The following is a 20314-nucleotide window of genomic DNA, read 5'->3' on the forward strand; positions in this document are numbered from 1 at the left end:
TTAAATCCAAATTATTCATTAATGGATGGAACAGCCATAAGCCTGCTTCACTTCAACGATTTTGGGCGCCAGGAGAAGCAACAGAAGCCTGGAGCGCTTGAAAAACATCAATCCGCTGGGCAGTTGAGCCAGACCGGCGATGCTGCCTTTATCAGCAACTCAATGATACGGCTCAAAGAGACTAGGCAGGCTGGAAAACCGAAAAACCCGATCAGCTCACCAATACTTTGTTTACTGCTGAGAAACTCAAAACAGACAAAGCATGACCAGTGGCAAACGGAAAAACCTCCACCAAGCCAGTATCGAATGCCTGCCTAAGGGTGTGAACAACACAGCAAACCAGAACCCACCAACTGCCTAATCCAGGGCGAGATCTGGGGCTGAAACCTACAAAGTTGAGATCAATCGCCCCCACAGGGATCACCAGTCGTGAGCCAGCGGGCAGTGCGATCCCAGCAACGACAAGGCGACCCGAACAAATCTGCACATGAATTTCTCGCACGATCAGGCCCATACAGACGTTGGCAATGCTTGGAAATAGCTAAAAATTAGGTGAGTGATTGCTGAAACGATCCGGGATGCCCATAGCTGCAGCTGGTTACGTCGTAATCATCAGGAGCTTGCTGCGCCTTAACAGAGGGAAGGTGCAATGAGAAATCCAAGCGATGCGTCATCAGGCGAGAAGCCAGAAGTTGCGGCTGGGAGTAGCCAAAGAGAAAACACAACTAACGGAGACTGCACGGATCCTTGCCAACCAGCCGGAATTCAGCACAACCCCAACGAAGCCACTCCACCAAGAGCTACCCAGAATTCCCCCCAGCAGATCTCAGAGCAGACAACCCACCCCATTGATGTTGACAGCGGAATAGGCCACACCCTTTCTGAACATGAAAACGCATGGCAAAGCAGCCTGCACAGAGCAGCAAAAAATGGCGATCTAATTTCCTCAGGCAAAATAGCCCTAAACCTACTAGAAATACCCGCAAAGCTGCAAGAAATCAACGCCCAGCTAGCAGAACAAAACTACTCATTACTTCCCGAGATTGTTCTGCTTGCAAGCTAAAAGATGTACGGCCGCAGCGGCGCGTACTCTTCGACAAATGGCAAGATTTTTCTGAACCAAGACTGGCTCAAAACGGCATCATTTAAAGATACCACCAGAGTGCTGAATGAAGAGCTTGGCCACCACTTTGATCGGATACTAAAAAGCAAAGACACAAAAGGCGACGAAGGGGAATATTTCGCTGAATTGCTTGCGCGAAGCGATCGAAACCAACTAGAACCTGTTTCTCAGCGGGACGCGGCGGCCCAAGCCCTGCACGCTGGCCATTCCATTGACGGACGCCATAGCGGATCAGCCGTACCGCGCCCAGGGAATTCCCATGCCTTGGCCAGGCTTGATGGGCTACAAACGAACGCTGAGCGATTTCGATCTCAGCGTGCCTGCCCAGGCAACACTGGCAACTTTGGTGATCGGCAAGGAAGCCTTGCTGGAACGCCATGCACAGCATGGAGGTGGACCGCTGATGCTGAAGCGCTGGGAGGGCACCAATCAGCTGGAAGTGCAGGTGGAACTGCGACGCCGCCTGCAGCAGCAACTCAACGATCTGGTGGAACGAGATCAGGACACCTGGAAACCCGAAGAACCCGATCAGCTGATCGACACTGTGATTGGCTGCTTTGAAGCGCAAAACAGCCAAACCATGCACATCGCCACACGGGAGGATCGCCATCAAGCCGCGATCGAGTTGCTGCACTGGTGTGCCAACAACACAAGCAAGTCGCTGTCCATGAATGCGCTCTCAGCCGAGCTGAATCAATCTCGGACATCACTGTTTAAAGGAGCCAGGAAACACTTCGCCTGCACCCCTCTTGAGCTGCAACGATCGATCCGCATGGACAGGATTGGCCAACTACTGCTCAATCCAAGCCGACGCCGTGAGCTGGGGCTGAATGGCGTCGGAGCGATCGCATCGGCCGTGGGATTTACCAGCCGCAGCCACTTTGCACGGCGATACCAGCAGCAGTACGGCGAACCCCCACAAGCCACCCTGAACCGCAGCCGCGATGCGACGGACACCTGAACGATCAGGGATTGAAAAAAATCCCGCACTTTTGGGATCACGTTGCCCTTGGGATTGATGGGTTTTCTCCCAGAATTTGCTGAGACTTTCCTGAGTTGCTCCAGACGTGACCGACACCACGCCTTCTGAAGCACCTGATGCCGTCGAAAGCTCAATCACATTGACGAACCAATCAATGTCGAACAAGCAGAAGACATCGACATTGGAACAAGAATCAAAATTTTTTGCGGACGCAACTACAACAACCAAATTTATTAGAGCAGACATTTCGACGCTTCCCAAAGATCAATCCAATTTCTGTTTTGAGTCAAAATTAATTCACGCCAATATTTCTATAGCCAAAACGTTTGTTGATACTACACGCAAACCATATCCCGCTGACTGGGCAACATTCTTTTCAACAAATCCAGGCAATCCGCCACTTTGCCTGTTGAAGAAATAAAGCGAGAGAATAGATGCCATGTCTTTAGTTACGGCAAACAATCTGATCAATACCTGGAACCTGAATGGCGGAAGCCTTGATGCAGCTTTTGTCAGCACAATTCAAGGCAGTTTTGCAGACATCAATTACCTCTACAACTTGCCCAATCTGACAGGGCTTGGAGATGAAGCACACATCCTTGAGGACACATCCCTGGCCGTTGTGTCTCTCAACACACTGGACGGCAAAACCTCCGGCACCATCAATGCCAGCTCCATCAACACGCTCACCGGTAGCACCGCTGACCTGAATACTGCCTATGCATCAGGAGGCATCAGCAATCTCGGCAACGAGGCCGTCACCATCTCTGACACCAGCCTTGCTGTCTCTGTTCTCAACACACTCGATGGACGCACCTCTGGCGCCATCAATGCCAGCTCCATCAACACGCTCTCTGGCACTGCCGCTGACCTCAATACTGCTTACACATCAGGCGGCATCAGCAATCTCGGCAATGAAGCCGTCACCCTCACGGACACCTCTCTTGCTGCTTCCGTTCTCAATGCCCTCGACGGACACACCTCCGGTGCCATTAATGCCTCCTCCATCAACACACTCACCGGCAGCGCCGCTGATCTGATCACCGCCTACGACTCTGGTGGTATCACTGGCCTGGGCAATGAAGCGGTCAACGTCAACAGCGGCACTGCTTCAACGTCCCAAGCCAATGCCCTTGCCGTCGACACATCCGGGGTCGTCACCGCCACCATCTCCAATGGCGACATGGCCACCCTCGCCGGGCTCAGCGAAACCGGTAACGCCTACACCATCACCATCACCGACAACAGCGTTGCGGCCGCTGCTCTCAACACTCTCGATGGCAAAACCTCCGTTGCCATCAACGCCAGCAACATCACCACACTCTCAGGCGGCGCCGCTGATCTGATCACCGCTTACGACTCCGGTGGCATCAACGGCCTGGGCAATGAAGCCGTCAATGTCAACAGCGGCACTGCCTCCACCTCACAGGCCAATGCCCTCGCCGCCGGCACATCCGGCGTGGTCACCGCCACCATCTCCGATGGCGACATGGCCACCCTCGCCAGCATCACCGAAACAGGCAACGCCTACTCCATCACCATCACCGACAACAGCGTTGCTGCTGCTGCTCTCAACACTCTCGATGGCAAAACCTCCATTGCCATCAACGCCAGCAACATCACCACCCTCACCGGTGCAGCCGCTGACCTCAACACCGCCTACACCGCCAATGGCAACGGCTCCATCTCTGGTCTCAACAACGAGGCCGTCACTCTTTCCGACACCAGCCTCGCCGTCTCCGTCCTCAACACCCTCGATGGCAACACCTCCGGCACCATCAATGCCAGTTCCATCAACACTCTCACTGGTGCTACAGCAGATCTCAACACCGCTTACGCATCAAGCGGCATCTCTGGCCTGAACGACGAGGCCATCACCCTTTCCGACACCACCCTCGCCGCATCCGTCCTCAACACCCTCGATGGCCACACCTCCGGCAGCATCAATGCCAGCTCCATCAACACGCTTTCAGGCAACGCCGCAAACCTGATCACTGCCTACGCATCAGGAGGAATCACAGGTCTTGGCAATGAAGCGGTCAACGTCAACAGCGGCAGTGCGTCCACCGCCCAGGCCAACAACCTCGCTGCTGCCACTTCCGGTGTGGTCACCGCCACCGTCTCCGATGGCGACATGGCCACCCTTGCCGGTCTCAGCGAAACCGGCAACGCCTACACCATCACCATCACCGATAACAGTGTTGCCGCAGCTGCTCTCAACGCCCTCGACGGCAAAACCTCCGTTGCCATCAATGCCAGCAACATCACCACGCTCACGGGCACCGCAGTTGACATCAACACCGCTTACGCCGCCAATGGCTCCAGCATCGCCGGACTCGGCAATGAAGCTGCCACCCTCTCGGACTCATCCCTCGCCGTCTCCGTCCTCAACGATCTCGACGGCCATACCTCCGGCACCATCAATGCCGGCTCCATCAACACACTCACCGGCAGCGCCGCTGATCTGATCACCGCCTACGACTCTGGTGGCATCTCCGGCCTTGGTAATGAAACGGTCAATGTCAACAGCGGCAGCGCTTCCACCTCCCAGGCCAACAACCTCGCTGCTGCCACATCCGCTGTGGTCACCGCCACCATCTCCGATGGCGACATGGCCACACTCGCCGGGCTCACCGAAACCGGTAACGCCTACTCCATCACCGTCACCGACAACAGTGTTGCGGCCGCTGCTCTCAACACACTCGACGGCAAAACCTCCGTTGCCATCAATGCCAATGCCATCACCACACTTTCAGGCAGCGCTGCTGATCTGATCAGCGCCTACACCGCCAACAGCAACGGCTCCATCAACGGCCTGGGCAATGAAGCCGTCAATGTCAACAGCGGCAGCGCTTCCACCTCCCAGGCCAATGCCCTCGCTGCCGCCACGTCCGCTGTCGTCACCGCCACCATCTCCGATGGCGACATGGCCACACTCGCCGGCATCAGCGAAACCGGCAACGCCTACTCCATCACCATCACCGACAACAGCGTTGCCGCAGCTGCTCTCAACACGCTCGATGGCAAAACCTCCGTTGCCATCAACGCCAGCAACATCACCACCCTCACCGGTGCAGCAGCTGACCTCAACACCGCTTACACAGCCAACGGCAACGGCTCCATCAACGGGCTCGGCAATGAAGCTGCCACCCTCTCGGACTCATCCCTCGCCGTCTCCGTCCTCAACGATCTCGACGGCCATACCTCCGGCACCATCAATGCCGGCTCCATCAACACACTCACCGGCAGCGCCGCTGATCTGATCACCGCCTACGACTCTGGTGGCATCTCCGGCCTTGGTAATGAAACGGTCAATGTCAACAGCGGCAGCGCTTCCACCTCCCAGGCCAACAACCTCGCTGCTGCCACATCCGCTGTGGTCACCGCCACCATCTCCGATGGCGACATGGCCACACTCGCCGGGCTCACCGAAACCGGTAACGCCTACTCCATCACCGTCACCGACAACAGTGTTGCGGCCGCTGCTCTCAACACACTCGACGGCAAAACCTCCGTTGCCATCAATGCCAATGCCATCACCACCCTCACCGGTGCAGCCGCTGACCTCAACACCGCCTACACCGCCAACGGCAACGGCTCCATCACAGGACTCGGTAATGAAGCAGCCACCCTCTCGGACACCAGCCTCGCCGTCTCCGTTCTCAACGACCTCAATAGCAATACCTCCGGCACCATCAATGCCGGCAATATCACCACCCTCACCGGTACAGCTGCAGACCTCAACACCGCCTACGCCGCCAATGGCTCCGGCATCTCTGGTCTCAACAACGAGGCCGTCACCCTCTCCGACAGCTCACTCGCCGTCTCCGTCCTCAACATCCTCGATGGCAACACCTCAGGCACCATCAATGCGGGCACCATCAACACACTCACAGGCGCGGCCGCTGACCTCAACACCGCCTACACATCAAGCGGCATCTCTGGACTGAACAACGAGGCCGTCACTCTCTCCGACACGACCCTCGCCGTCTCCGTTCTCAACGACCTCGATGGACGCACCTCAGGCACCATCAATGCCTCCTCCGTCAACACGCTCACTGGCGCAGCAGCTGACCTCAACACCGCCTACACCTCAGCCGGTATCTCTGGACTGAACAATGAGGCCGTCACACTCAACGACACGACCCTCGCCGTCTCCGTTCTCAACGACCTCGATGGACGCACCTCAGGTGCCATCAATGCCAACTCCATCAACGCACTCACCGGCAGCGCCGCTGATCTGATCAGCGCCTACGACTCCGGTGGCATCACCGGCCTGGGCAATGAAGCCGTCAATGTCAACAGCGGCACCGCTTCCACCTCCCAGGCCAATGCCCTCGCCGCCGACACATCCGGCGTGGTCACCGCCACTATCTCCGATGGCGACATGGCCACACTCGCCGGCATTACCGAAACCGGCAACGCCTACTCCATCACCATCACCGACAACAGTGTTGCTGCTGCTGCTCTCAACACGCTCGATGGCAAAACCTCCGTTGCCATCAATGCCAATGCCATCACCACACTCTCAGGAAGCGCCGCTGATCTGATCACCGCTTACGACTCCGGTGGCATCAACGGCCTGGGCAATGAAGCCGTCAATGTCAACAGCGGCACCGCTTCCACCTCCCAGGCCAATGCCCTCGCTGCCGATACATCCGCTGTCGTCACCGCCACCATCTCCGATGGCGACATGGCCACACTCGCCGGGCTCACCGAAACCGGTAACGCCTACACCATCACCATCACCGACAACAGCGTTGCCGCTGCTGCTCTCAACACTCTCGATGGCAAAACCTCCGTTGCCATCAACGCCAGCAACATCACCACACTTTCAGGCAGCGCTGCTGATCTGATCACCACCTTCACAGCCAACAGCAACGGCTCCATCTCCGGTCTCGGCAATGAAGCGGTCAATGTCAACAGCGGCAGTGCTTCCACCTCCCAGGCCAATGCCCTCGCTGCCGCCACATCCGGCGTGGTCACCGCCACCATCTCCGATGGCGACATGGCCACTCTCGCCGGCATCACCGAAACCGGTAACGCCTACTCCATCACCATCACGGAAACATCCGTTGCTGCATCAGCTCTCAACATCCTCGATGGCAAAACCTCCGTTGCCATCAATGCCGGCAACATCACCACCCTCACCGGTGCAGCCGCTGACCTCAACACGGCCTACACCGCCAACGGCAACGGCTCCATCAACGGGCTCGGCAATGAAGAAGCCACCCTCTCGGACACATCCCTAGCCGTCTCCGTTCTCAACGACCTCGACGGCAACACCTCCGGCACCATCAACGCCAACACCATCAACACGCTCACCGGCAGCGCCGCTGATCTCAACACCGCCTACACATCAGGCGGCATCAGCAATCTCGGTAATGAGGCCGTCACCCTCTCCGACAGCTCGCTCGCCGTCTCCGTCCTCAACATCCTCGATGGACGCACCTCCGGCACCATCAATGCCTCCTCCATCAACACGCTCACCGGCGCAGCAGCTGACCTCAACACCGCTTACACCTCAGCCGGCATCTCTGGACTGAACGATGAGGCCGTCACTCTCAACGACACGACCCTCGCCGTCTCCGTTCTCAACGACCTCGACGGACGCACCTCAGGTGCCATCAATGCCAGCTCCATCAACACACTCTCAGGCAGCGCCGCTGATCTGATCAGCGCCTACGACTCCGGTGGCATCACCGGCCTGGGCAATGAAACGGTCAACGTCAACAGCGGCACTGCCTCCACATCCCAGGCCAATGCCCTCGCCGCCGACACATCCGCTGTCGTCACCGCCACCATCTCCGATGGAGGCATGGAAACACTCGCCGGGCTCAGCGAAACCGGCAACGCCTACTCCATCACCATCACCGACAACAGTGTTGCCGCTGCTGCTCTCAACGCCCTCGACGGTAAAACCTCCGTTGCCATCAATGCCAATGCCATCACCACACTTTCAGGCAGCGCTGCTGATCTGATCAGCGCCTACACCGCCAACAGCAACGGCTCCATCAACGGCCTGGGCAATGAAGCCGTCAATGTCAACAGCGGCAGCGCTTCCACCTCCCAGGCCAATGCCCTCGCTGCCGCCACGTCCGCTGTCGTCACCGCCACCATCTCCGATGGCGACATGGCCACACTCGCCGGCATCAGCGAAACCGGCAACGCCTACTCCATCACCATCACCGACAACAGCGTTGCCGCAGCTGCTCTCAACACGCTCGATGGCAAAACCTCCGTTGCCATCAACGCCAGCAACATCACCACCCTCACCGGTGCAGCAGCTGACCTCAACACCGCTTACACAGCCAACGGCAACGGCTCCATCAACGGGCTCGGCAATGAAGCTGCCACCCTCTCGGACTCATCCCTCGCCGTCTCCGTCCTCAACGATCTCGACGGCCATACCTCCGGCACCATCAATGCCGGCTCCATCAACAAACTCACCGGCAGCGCCGCTGATCTGATCACCGCCTACGACTCTGGTGGCATCTCCGGCCTTGGTAATGAAACGGTCAATGTCAACAGCGGCAGCGCTTCCACCTCCCAGGCCAACAACCTCGCTGCTGCCACATCCGCTGTTGTCACCGCCACCATCTCCGATGGCGACATGGCCACGAAACCGGTCACGCCTACGCCATCACCATCACCGACAACAGTGTTGCGGCCGCTGCTCTCAACACACTCGACAGCAAAACCACTGTTGCCATCAATGCCAGCAACATCACCACGCTCACTGGTGCAGCTGCTGACCTCAACACCGCCTACACCGCCAACAGCAACGGCTCCATCAACGGCCTCGGCAATGAAGCAGCCACCCTCTCTGATACATCCCTCGCCGTCTCTGTTCTCAACACGCTCGATAGCAATACAACCGGCGCCATCAATGCCAGCTCCATCAACACCCTCACAGGCACAGCCGCAGATCTCAATACCGCTTACGCCTCCTCAGGTATCTCAGGCCTGGCCAACGAGGCCATCACCCTCTCCGACACGACCCTCAATGCATCGGTCCTCAACGACCTCGACGGCAACACATCCGGCGCCATCAATGCCGGATCGATCAACACGCTCACCGGTACTGCTGCTGACCTGATCACGGTCTACGCCGCCAACGGCTCCGGCATCACAGGCCTGGGCAATGAAGCCGTCAATGTCAGCAGCGGCACCGCTTCCACCTCACAGGCCAATGCCCTCGCTGCCGCCACATCCGGCGTGGTCACCGCCACCATCTCCGATGGCGACATGGCCACTCTCGCCGGCATCACCGAAACCGGTAACGCCTACTCCATCACCATCACGGAAACATCCGTTGCTGCATCAGCTCTCAACATCCTCGATGGCAAAACCTCCGTTGCCATCAATGCCGGCAACATCACCACCCTCACCGGTGCAGCCGCTGACCTCAACACCGCCTACACCGCCAATGGCAACGGCTCCATCAACGGGCTCGGCAATGAAGCAGCCACCCTCTCGGACACAACCCTCGCTGTTTCCGTTCTCAACGACCTCGACGGCAACACATCCGGCGCCATCGATGCCAGCAGCATCAATACGCTGACAAGTGATGACTACAACTCACTCAACACTGCGTACACAGCAGCAGGCAGTGGCGCAATCACAGGCCTTGGCAATGAAGCCATCACCGTTAACAACCGGATTCGCGCTTCAGAAGCAAACACACTGAATGGCCACACGTCGGGAGTCGTTACTGCAACAGTGACAGACTCAAATGGAACCAGCGCTCTGCTTGTTTCCAACGCCCTGACCCTTAACGGCACAGGCAATGCTTACTCAATTTTCATACGTGATAGAACCGTTGCCACCACTGATCTTTTAAGCATTGATGCGTTGACGACTGTCACGATCAATGCAACACGAATAACGAGGCTAACCGGAACTTATGCAAGCATTATTTCAACGTATGCGGCCGAAACTGCCGGAACGATTTCTGGCTTAGGCAGCAATTGCAGCTTCACAGCAAGCGGGTCAATCACTGTTGCAGAAGCCAATACTCTTTCAGGATTAATTTCGCATGGCAGCCGAAGCCTGACGGCCACAATCTCCAACGGAGATATGGCCACATTGGCAGGAATCAGTGAGAGCGGACACAACTTAAGCATCACCATCACCGACACATCCGTTGCTGCTGCTGCTCTCAACACCCTGGATGGGAAAACAGACACCACCATCAACGCCAGCAACATCACCACCCTCACCGGTACAGCCGCTGACCTCAACACCGCCTACGCATCCAGTGGCATCTCCGGTCTCAATAACGAAGCCGTCACCCTCTCCGACACGTCGCTCTCAGCCTCAGTCCTCAACACGCTCGACAGCAACACCTCCGGCACCATCAATGCCAGCTCCATCGACACCCTCAGCGGTGCAGCCGCTGACCTCAACACCGCCTACACCTCAGCCGGAATTTCTGGGCTCAGCGACGAGGCCATCACACTCACGGATACATCCCTCGCAGCATCCATTCTCAACGCGCTCGACGGACACACCTCAGGCACCATCAATGCCGGATCGATCAACACACTCTCAGGCAACGCCGCTGATCTGATCACCGCTTACGCATCAAGCGGCATCTCTGGCCTGAACGACGAGGCCATCTCCGTCAGCAGTGGGATCGTCACCACAGCGCAAGCCAACACGCTCTCGGCTGCCACATCGGCAGTTGTCACCGCCACCATCGCCGATGGCGACATGGCCACACTCGCCGGACTCACTGAAACCGGCAACGCCTACACGATCACCATCACGGACACATCCGTTGCTGCATCAGCTCTCAACACCCTCGATGGCAAAACAACTGTTTCCATCAATGCCGGCAACATCACCACCCTCACCGGTGCAGCCGCTGACCTCAACACCGCCTACACCGCCAACGGCAACGGATCCATCTCTGGTCTCGGCAACGAAGCTGCCACCCTCTCTGACACATCCCTCGCTGTTTCCGTTCTCAACATCCTTGACGGACGCACCTCAGGCAGCATCGATGCGGGCACCATCAACACGCTCACCGGTACAGCGGCTGATCTGAACACCGCTTACACATCAGGCGGCATCAGCAATCTCGGCAATGAGGCCGTCACTCTCTCCGACACGACCCTCGCCGTCTCCGTTCTCAACGACCTCGACGGCAACACCTCAGGCACCATCAATGCCAATTCCATCAACACACTCACCGGTGCAGCCGCTGATCTCAACACCGCTTACACCGCCAACGCCAACGGCTCCATCTCTGGTCTCAACAACGAGGCCGTCACTCTTTCCGACACCTCCCTCGCTGTTTCCGTTCTCAACAACCTCGACGGCAACACCTCAGGCACCATCAACGCCAACACCATCAACACGCTCACCGGCAGCGCCGCTGATCTGATCACCGCCTACGACTCCGGTGGCATCAACGGCCTGGCCAACGAGGCCGTCACCCTCACCGACACGACCCTCACCGTCTCCGTTCTCAATGCCCTCGACGGTCGCACCTCAGGCACCATCAATGCCAACTCGATCAACACCCTCACCGGTGCAGCAACAGACCTCATCACCGCCTTCGCATCAGGAGGCATCAACAACCTTGGAGCGACTGCGGTCAACGTCAACAGCGGCTCCGCATCCACTTCACAGGCCAACAACCTCGCCGCCGCAACATCCGGTGTGGTCACCGCCACTCTCTCCGATGGCGACATGGACACACTCGCCGGACTGACTGAAACCGGTAACGCCTACTCCATCACCATCACCGACAACAGCGTTGCCGCAGCTGCTCTCAACACACTCGACGGCAAAACAACTGTTGCCATCAACGCCAGCAACATCACCACCCTCACCGGTGCAGCCGCTGACCTCAACACCGCCTACACCGGCAACGGCAACGGCTCCATCACCGGCCTCGGCAATGAAGCTGCCACCCTCTCCGATACCAGCCTCGCTGTTTCCGTTCTCAATGACCTCGACGGCAACACCTCAGGCGCCATCAATGCCAACTCCATCAACACACTCACAGGCAGCGCAGCTGACCTGAACACCGCTTACGACTCCGGTGGCATCAGCAATCTCGGTAATGAGGCCGTCACCCTCACCGACAGCTCACTCGCCGTCTCCGTTCTCAATGCCCTCGACGGTCGCACCTCAGGCAGCATCAATGCCAATTCCATCAACACGCTCTCTGGCACTGCTGCTGATCTGATCAGCACCTACGCCGCCAACGGCTCCGGCATCTCAGGCCTTGGCAATGAGGCGGTCAATGTCAACAGCGGCACTGCTTCCACGACCCAGGCCAACAGCCTCGCCGCCGACACATCCGGTGTCGTCACCGCCACCATCTCCGAAGGAGACATGGCCACACTTGCCGATCTCACCGAAACCAGCAACGCCTACGCCGTCACCATTACCGATACACGCGTCAATGCGGATGAATTAAATACCTTAAACAGCAAAACAACCGTCAATATTGACTGCGGAAATATCACCCAAATCGTTGGTGCAATTAGTGATATCGCAACTGCTTACACATCTGGAGGTTTTACCGGTCTAGGTGACGAAGAAATCATCTTTACGTTCGCCAATATCCAGGCAGATCTTTTAAACGCAATTGATGCGGCCAACAGCAGGGTGATCAATGCATCAGGCGTTGCCTCTCTAACGGGCAGTGCATCAGATCTCAACACCGCCTATGCCTCCAGCGGTGTTTCAGGCCTTGGCAATGAGCCCGTCACGCTCACTGACAGCTCTCTGTCCGCATCGGTCCTCAACACACTCGATGGCAACACATCCGGCACCATCGATGCCAGCTCCATCAACACCCTCACCGGTACCGCCACTGACCTCAACACCGCCTATGCCTCGAATGCGGCAGGTGGTATCAGCAATCTCGGCAATGAGGCCGTCACCCTCTCCGACAGCTCACTCACCGCGACCGTTCTCAACAACCTCGACGGCAACACATCAGGCACCATCGATGCCAGCTCCATCAACACCCTCACCGGTACCGCCACTGACCTCAACACCGCCTACACCTCAGCTGGCATCTCTGGCCTGAACAACGAGGCAATCACCCTCACCGATACCTCTCTCACAGCCTCCGTTCTCAACACCCTCGATGGACGCACCTCAGGCACCATCAATGCCTCATCCATCAACACACTTGCCGGCACTGCCGCGGACCTCAACACCGCCTACACCTCAGCCGGCATCTCTGGCCTGAACAACGAGGCGATCACCCTCACCGATACCTCTCTCACAGCCTCCGTTCTCAACACCCTCGATGGACGCACCTCAGGTGCCATCAATGCCTCCTCCATCAACACACTGTCCGGCACGGCCGCTGACCTCAACACCGCCTACGGCTCCTCCGGCATCAGCAATCTCGGTGATGAAGCCGTCACCCTCACCGACACCTCACTCGCGGTCTCGGTTCTCAACACCCTCGACGGCAACACATCCGCCAGCGTGAACGCCAGTTCCGTCAACACACTCTCAGGCACGGCCGCTGACCTCAAGACCGCCTACGACTCCTCGGGCATCTCAGGTCTTGGCAACGAGGCCGTCACCATCACCGACACCTCACTCGCCGGATCGGTGTCGTTCACCCAACTCGGCCCCGACATCGATGGAGAAGCTGCCAACGATTACAGCGGCCGCAGCGTTTCTCTCTCCAGCGATGGCAGCACCGTTGCCATTGGTGCCTACGGAAACGATGGCAATGGCACAAATTCGGGCCATACGCGCATCTACCAGTGGGATTCAGCCTCCTCCTCCTGGAATCAACGCGGTAGCGATATCGATGGAGAAGCTGCCGGCGATTACAGCGGCTTCAGCGTTTCTCTCTCCAGCGATGGCAGCATCGTTGCCATTGGTGCCTACAACAACGATGGCAATGGCTCATCTTCGGGCCATACGCGCATCTACAAATGGGACGGCTCCAGCTGGAATCAACGCGGTAGCGATATCGATGGAGAAGCTACCAGCGATCTCAGCGGGCTCGGCGTTTCTCTCTCCAGCGATGGTAGCACCGTTGCCATTGGTGCCTACGGAAACGATGGCAATGGCTCAAATTCGGGCCATACGCGCATCTACAAATGGGACGGCTCCAGCTGGCATCAACGCGGTAGCGATATCGATGGAGAAGCTACCAGCGATTACAGCGGCTTCAGCGTTTCTCTCTCCAGCGATGGCAGCATCGTTGCCATTGGTGCCTACAGAAACGATGGCAATGGCTCAAATTCGGGCCATACGCGCATCTACCAGTGGAATTCAGCCTCCTCCTCTTGGAATCAACGCGGTAGCGATATCGATGGAGAAGCTACCGGCGATCTCAGCGGGCTCGGCGTTTCTCTCTCCAGCGATGGCAGCACCGTCGCCATTGGTGCCCTGGGAAACGATGGAAGTGCAGGAAACGCTGGGCACGTAAGAGTCTTTGATCTCGGCAATCAGATCACCCTCACCGCATCGGTCCTCAACACCCTCGACGGCAACACCTCAGGCACCATCGATGCCAGCAACATCACCACACTCACCGGTGCTGCCGCTGAACTGAATACCACCTACGCCTCCTCCGGCATCAGCAATCTCGGCAACGAGGCCATCACCCTCACCGACACCTCTCTCACCGCCTCCGTTCTCAACACACTCGACGGACACACCTCAGGCAGCATCGATGCCAACTCGATCAACACACTCTCAGGTGCTGCCGCTGAAATCAACACCGCCTACGCCTCCTCCGGCATCAGCAACCTCGGCAACGAGGCCGTCACCCTCACCGATACCTCACTCACAGCCTCCGTTCTCAACACCCTCGACGGCCATACATCCGGCACCGTCAATGCCAGCTCGATCAACACCCTCACAGGCACAGCAGCTGACCTGAACACCGCTTATGCCTCCACAGGCATCAGCAACCTCGGTGATGAGGCCGTCACCCTCACCGACACCTCACTCACAGCCACCGTTCTCAACACGCTCGATAGCAATACAACCGGTGCCATCAATGCCAGCTCGATCAACACGCTCTCAGGTGCTGCCGCTGAAATCAACACCGCCTACGCCTCCTCCGGCATCAGCAATCTCGGCAACGAGGCCGTCACCCTCACCGATACAACCCTCGCTGCATCCGTTCTCAACACCCTCGATGGCAACACAACAGGCAGCATCGATGCCAGCAACATCAACACACTCTCCGGTGTTGCCGCTGAACTCAACACCAGCTACGCATCAAGCGGCATCAGCAATCTCGGCAACGAAGCCGTCACCCTCACCGACACAACCCTCGCTGCATCCGTTCTCAACACACTCGACGGACACACCTCTGGCAGCATCAATGCCAACTCGATCAACACACTCTCCGGTGCTGCCGCTGAACTGAATACCACCTACGCCTCCTCCGGCATCAGCAATCTCGGCAAGGAGGCCGTCACTCTCACCGATACAACCCTCACCGCCTCCGTTCTCAACACCCTCGACGGACGCACCTCAGGCACCATTAATGCCAACTCCATCAACACCCTGACGGGTACAGCGGCAGATCTGAACATCGCCTACGCCTCCTCCGGCATCAGCAATCTCGGCAACGAGGCTGTCACCCTCACCGACACCTCACTCGCTGCATCCGTCCTCAACACGCTCGATGGCAACACAACAGGCAGCATCAATGCCAACTCCATCAACTCACTCACTGGAACGGCCGCAGACCTGATCAACGCCTACAGCTCATCCGGCATTTCAGGCCTCAACGACGAGGCGCTCACCCTTTCTGGGGCTTCATTTACCGCTTCAATCCTCAACAGCCTTGATGGACACACCACAGGAGTCATCAATGCTGGCTCCATCAATACACTTTTCGGCTCGGCCTCAGACCTGATCAGCGCCTACTCCTCTTCCGGGATCAACACACTTGGCGATGAGGCAATCACCCTCATCGACACCTCGCTGTCTGCATCCGTTCTCAACAACCTCGCCTCAAAAACCTCAGGCAACATCAACGCGTTCATCATCAACACACTGACAGGTACAGCTGCAGAGCTGAACACGGCCTACACCTCAACTGGCATCAGCAACCTCGGCAACGAGGCCGTCACCCTCACCGATACCTCACTCACAGCCTCCGTCCTCAACACGCTCGATGGCAACACATCCGGCAGCGTCAATGCCACTTCAATCAACACACTCTCAGGTGCTGCAGCAGACCTGAACACCGCCTACGCCTCATCCGGCATCAGCAACCTCGGCGATGAGACCGTCACCCTCACCGACACCTCACTCGCCGCATCCGTCCTCAACACCCTCGACGGCAACACATCCGGCAGCATCAATGCCAGTTCCATCAACACACTCTCAGGTGCTGCCGCAGACCTGAACACCGCCTACGCCTCCTCAGGCATCAGCAATCTCGGTGACGAGGCCGTCACCCTCACCGATACCTCACTCGCTGCCTCCGTTCTCAACACGCTCAACGGCAACACGTCCGGAAGCGTCAATGCCAACTCCGTCAACACACTCACAGGTGCTGCCGCAGACCTGAACACCGCCTACGCCTCCACTGGCATCAGTAATCTCGGTAATGAGGCCGTCACCCTCACCGATACCTCACTCGCCGCAACCGTCCTCAACACGCTCGATGGCAACACATCCGGCAGCGTCAATGCCAACTCCATCAACACACTTGCCGGTAGCGCAGCTGATCTGAACACCGCCTACTCCTCCACTGGCATCAGCAACCTCGGTGATGAAGCCGTCACCCTCACCGATACCTCACTCGCCGCATCAGTCCTCAACACACTCGACGACAACACATCCGGCAGCGTCAATGCCAGCTCCGTCAACACACTCTCAGGTGCTGCCACTGACCTGAACACCGCCTACTCCTCCTCCGGCATCAGCAATCTCGGCGATGAAAATCTCAACGTCAGCACAGGAACAGCAACAACCTCGGAAGCCAACACTCTCGCAGCTGCCACAACCGGCGTGGTCACGGCAACCATCTCAGATGGCGATATGGCGACACTCGCTGGACTCAATGAAACCGGAAATGCTTACTCCATCTCCGTTACCGATTCATCCGTTTCAACCTCTGCGTTGAACAATCTTGGCAACAAAACCACGGTCGCCATCAATGCCACCGATATCAACAAACTCACTGGAACTGCGGCAGACCTCATCACCCTCTATGTCTCCTCAGGCTTCAGCAATCTCGGCAGTGAAATAATCACCCTTACCGATACATCGCTCGCTGCATCAATTCTCAACAGACTCGATGGCAACACAAGCGGCAGCATCGATGCCGGAACCATCAATACACTCAGCGGCACAGCCGCAGATCTCAACGCAGCTTATACCTCCTCGGGCATCAGCAATCTCGGCGATGAGGCAGTGACTCTCATTGACACCACCCTTGCAGCGTCAATCCTCAACACATTAGATGGACATACAACGGGCATCATCAATGCCAGCTCCATCAGTGAACTGACTGGCAGCGAAAGTGATATCGCAACAAGCTACGCATCAGACGGCATCAGCAATCTCAACAAGGACGCAGAAACTCGCACACCTTCCATTGCACTCTCATCGGCGGTGAGATCACTCAAGCGAGGACAAACAGCCGAAATAATCTTCACCCTCTCTAGTCCATCGAGTGATTTCACCGAATCTGATCTCACCTATTCGGGTGGCTCTATCTCAAACTTCTCCGGCTCTGGAACCAATTACAGCGCCAGATTCACACCAGCCATCGACAGCACAGATGATGGAATGATCTGTGTTAAGTCGAATAAATTCTGCAATTCATTGGGCAACTTCAATCGCGATGGATCAGAAACAGACAACGTTCTCGTGTTTACAGTTAACACCATAGACACTGACGAAAAATCAGAACCCACAGAGTCAGACAACACAATCGCTTCAAAAAAAGGAGCCAACTCTGGAACTTCAGAGAAAGAAACCAACTCAGCCAACTTGGAAACCTCAAAAAAGGGAGTCGATTCAGATAACGATGGCGTCGAAGATGTAATTGAACGCGAAATCAATCCCGTGAGTCAACTGCCCTGGGACCATAATGATGATGGCATTCCAGACTTCAAACAAAGAGATGTCGCCACGTTCCCATCCTCTAACAATGGGAGATCAAGCCTCACTTTGATCAAGAACACACTGCTTGATCAAGCGACAAAAGCTGGTGGAGCACTAATCTCACACATCGCACTTCGCTTCCAGGGAATCAAAAGAGAAGCAGAGCGTATTAAAGGAGACAGCATCAACGCACTGAATCAGCTCACCCGAAGAAACAACAACAGTCAAACGCAAGAAAGCACGAACTCAGTCCTGAATACAACCGATCAAGTGGGATTCCGACTCGTCCCTGAAGTGATCGTCGACGGGGACGTTTCCAAATCCGAAAGTGCCGCCTACAGGGATACCGCTAACCAACAATTTGCAAATGCCATTCATCGCGTTGATTATCGCTTCGATAACGATGAATCCCTATGGAACGCACTGATCAAACCGGATGCATCCGGTCAACTGCGCTTCTTTGGTTTCGACCCGATCACAGGCCTCGGAGGGATCCTCATGGATCGAGATGGCGATGGCAGGCCAGATGGAGCAACCTTGTTCCTTCGAGACAACGGCCCCGGAGACCTCAACCCCGACCCATTCATCATCGAAGACCCGATCGGGGCGGCTGAGCTGCAAAGTCCGCCCAGGCTGACCACCACAGCAGATGGGCTTGGCCTCACCGTTGAAGGACCGGAGGGGCTGGGCCTCTGGATCAGACTTAACACTGAAAGTGCTGCCGAAGAATGGCAAGACAGCCTCCTATTGATCAGCAATGAACGAAACCGAATTGGTGAAATCGGAGCAACCATTGATCATCAAAATCTCGGTCGCAGTGAGATCTACCTACAAGCTGGAGAAGAGCTGCGATTCCAGAACTCAAGCAACGAGAACACAGACCAAACCTCTCTTGCGATCAAGCTTCAAGAGAGCAATGAGAATGGAACTTGGTCGTTACTGCTCAATGAAGAATCTGGATTTTCGAGCCAGGAGACCAACAAACTAGAAATCTCCATCAGCGGCCATCTGACGCCGGAAAACCTTGACAACTTCCTGATAGCTCGCTCGCAAAGCTCTCTACAAACTGGCGTTCTTAACCTGCAGGCTCTACACCAAGACATGGTGACTCTGAGAGTCGAAGCAAGCAGCGAATCCGGATCACAAAACCGACTCGCCTTCATACGCTTCGATGACGACAGCGAAGTCTTGAGTGTCAACGGAGTCAAGGCTGATGGAAGTGATGCCTTCCAGAATATGGTTCGACAATCACTTATCAATCCCAACGAAGAACAAATTGATCTCACTGGAAACGAAACAACAAGTCTGGAATGGACCATCAAATCCAGCGAATACGGCCTTTACGCCCCTGTCCTGATTACCAGCGATGGATTAATCTATACAGCTAACAATGCTTCCGCTAACAGCACGCCAAACAATCTCAAGATTTTAGGAATGAATCACTTCGGCTTCGAAGACAATCAGCAAAGCGAAAGTAATCAATGGGATTACAATGATGTTACTGTTCAAATTTCTGTAATTTAATTCGCATTAAATCCAAATTATTCATTAATGGATGGAACAGCCATAAGCCTGCTTCACTTCAACGATTTTGGGCGCCAGGAGAAGCAACAGAAGCCTGGAGCGCTTGAAAAACATCAATCCGCTGGGCAGTTGAGCCAGACCGGCGATGCTGCCTTTATCAGCAACTCAATGATACGGCTCAAAGAGACTAGGCAGGCTGGAAAACCGAAAAACCCGATCAGCTCACCAATACTTTGTTTACTGCTGAGAAACTCAAAACAGACAAAGCATGACCAGTGGCAAACGGAAAAACCTCCACCAAGCCAGTATCGAATGCCTGCCTAAGGGTGTGAACAACACAGCAAACCAGAACCCACCAACTGCCTAATCCAGGGCGAGATCTGGGGCTGAAACCTACAAAGTTGAGATCAATCGCCCCCACAGGGATCACCAGTCGTGAGCCAGCGGGCAGTGCGATCCCAGCAACGACAAGGCGACCCGAACAAATCTGCACATGAATTTCTCGCACGATCAGGCCCATACAGACGTTGGCAATGCTTGGAAATAGCTAAAAATTAGGTGAGTGATTGCTGAAACGATCCGGGATGCCCATAGCTGCAGCTGGTTACGTC

At 56.4% G+C, this 20314-nt stretch carries 8 protein-coding genes; 7 read left to right on the plus strand and 1 reads right to left on the minus strand.

Annotated elements, in window-relative coordinates; genetic code table 11:
• Window positions 1–21: 21 nt before the first annotated feature.
• The 5 genes from SynBIOSE41_RS16950 (at window position 22) to SynBIOSE41_RS16970 (ending at window position 9204) form a co-directional block, all read left to right on the plus strand.
• Window positions 22–318, plus strand: coding sequence for a hypothetical protein (locus tag SynBIOSE41_RS16950; protein WP_186539045.1), 297 nt, complete (start codon window positions 22–24; stop codon window positions 316–318).
• Between the two features lie 331 nt (window positions 319–649).
• Entirely contained in the window at window positions 650–1063 is a 414-nt protein-coding gene (locus SynBIOSE41_RS16955) for a hypothetical protein (RefSeq protein WP_186539046.1), read from the plus strand.
• A 271-nt stretch (window positions 1064–1334) separates the two neighbouring features.
• The gene (locus SynBIOSE41_RS16960; protein WP_186539047.1) at window positions 1335–2084 is read left to right on the plus strand and encodes a helix-turn-helix domain-containing protein; all 750 of its coding nucleotides are present in this window, start codon (window positions 1335–1337) and stop codon (window positions 2082–2084) included.
• A 106-nt stretch (window positions 2085–2190) separates the two neighbouring features.
• Window positions 2191–2526 (plus strand): hypothetical protein, encoded by a 336-nt coding sequence (locus SynBIOSE41_RS16965; RefSeq protein ID WP_186539043.1) that lies wholly within the window; start codon window positions 2191–2193, stop codon window positions 2524–2526.
• An 18-nt stretch (window positions 2527–2544) separates the two neighbouring features.
• Entirely contained in the window at window positions 2545–9204 is a 6660-nt protein-coding gene (locus tag SynBIOSE41_RS16970) for a hypothetical protein (RefSeq protein ID WP_186539048.1), read from the plus strand.
• Window positions 9205–9211: 7 nt separating this feature from the next.
• Here the strand turns inward: SynBIOSE41_RS16970 and SynBIOSE41_RS16975 are convergent, their stop codons facing one another.
• Window positions 9212–9355 (minus strand): hypothetical protein, encoded by a 144-nt coding sequence (locus SynBIOSE41_RS16975; protein ID WP_186539049.1) that lies wholly within the window; start codon window positions 9353–9355, stop codon window positions 9212–9214.
• Between SynBIOSE41_RS16975 and SynBIOSE41_RS16980 the strand changes: the two genes are divergently transcribed.
• Both SynBIOSE41_RS16980 and SynBIOSE41_RS16985 read left to right on the plus strand, forming a co-directional pair.
• Entirely contained in the window at window positions 9354–19703 is a 10350-nt protein-coding gene (locus tag SynBIOSE41_RS16980; RefSeq protein ID WP_186539050.1) for a hypothetical protein, read from the plus strand. The two genes, SynBIOSE41_RS16975 and SynBIOSE41_RS16980, sit on opposite strands and share 2 nt — an antisense overlap.
• A gap of 27 nt (window positions 19704–19730) precedes the next feature.
• The gene (locus SynBIOSE41_RS16985) at window positions 19731–20027 is read left to right on the plus strand and encodes a hypothetical protein (protein ID WP_186539045.1); all 297 of its coding nucleotides are present in this window, start codon (window positions 19731–19733) and stop codon (window positions 20025–20027) included.
• Window positions 20028–20314 lie beyond the last annotated feature (287 nt).

The organism is Synechococcus sp. BIOS-E4-1, assembly GCF_014279995.1.
In the GTDB taxonomy this organism is placed as follows: Bacteria; Cyanobacteriota; Cyanobacteriia; order PCC-6307; family Cyanobiaceae; genus Synechococcus_C.

Bases quoted from the DNA above. Each gene is read 5' to 3' on its own strand.
- SynBIOSE41_RS16950 (WP_186539045.1), top strand. From the start codon at position 22: ATGGATGGAACAGCCATAAGCCTGCTTCACTTCAACGATTTTGGGCGC.
- SynBIOSE41_RS16955 (WP_186539046.1), top strand. From the start codon at position 650: ATGAGAAATCCAAGCGATGCGTCATCAGGCGAGAAGCCAGAAGTTGCG.
- SynBIOSE41_RS16970 (WP_186539048.1), top strand. From the start codon at position 2,545: ATGTCTTTAGTTACGGCAAACAATCTGATCAATACCTGGAACCTGAAT.
- SynBIOSE41_RS16980 (WP_186539050.1), top strand. From the start codon at position 9,354: ATGGCCACTCTCGCCGGCATCACCGAAACCGGTAACGCCTACTCCATC.
- SynBIOSE41_RS16975 (WP_186539049.1), bottom strand. From the start codon at position 9,355: ATGTCGCCATCGGAGATGGTGGCGGTGACCACGCCGGATGTGGCGGCA.
- SynBIOSE41_RS16985 (WP_186539045.1), top strand. From the start codon at position 19,731: ATGGATGGAACAGCCATAAGCCTGCTTCACTTCAACGATTTTGGGCGC.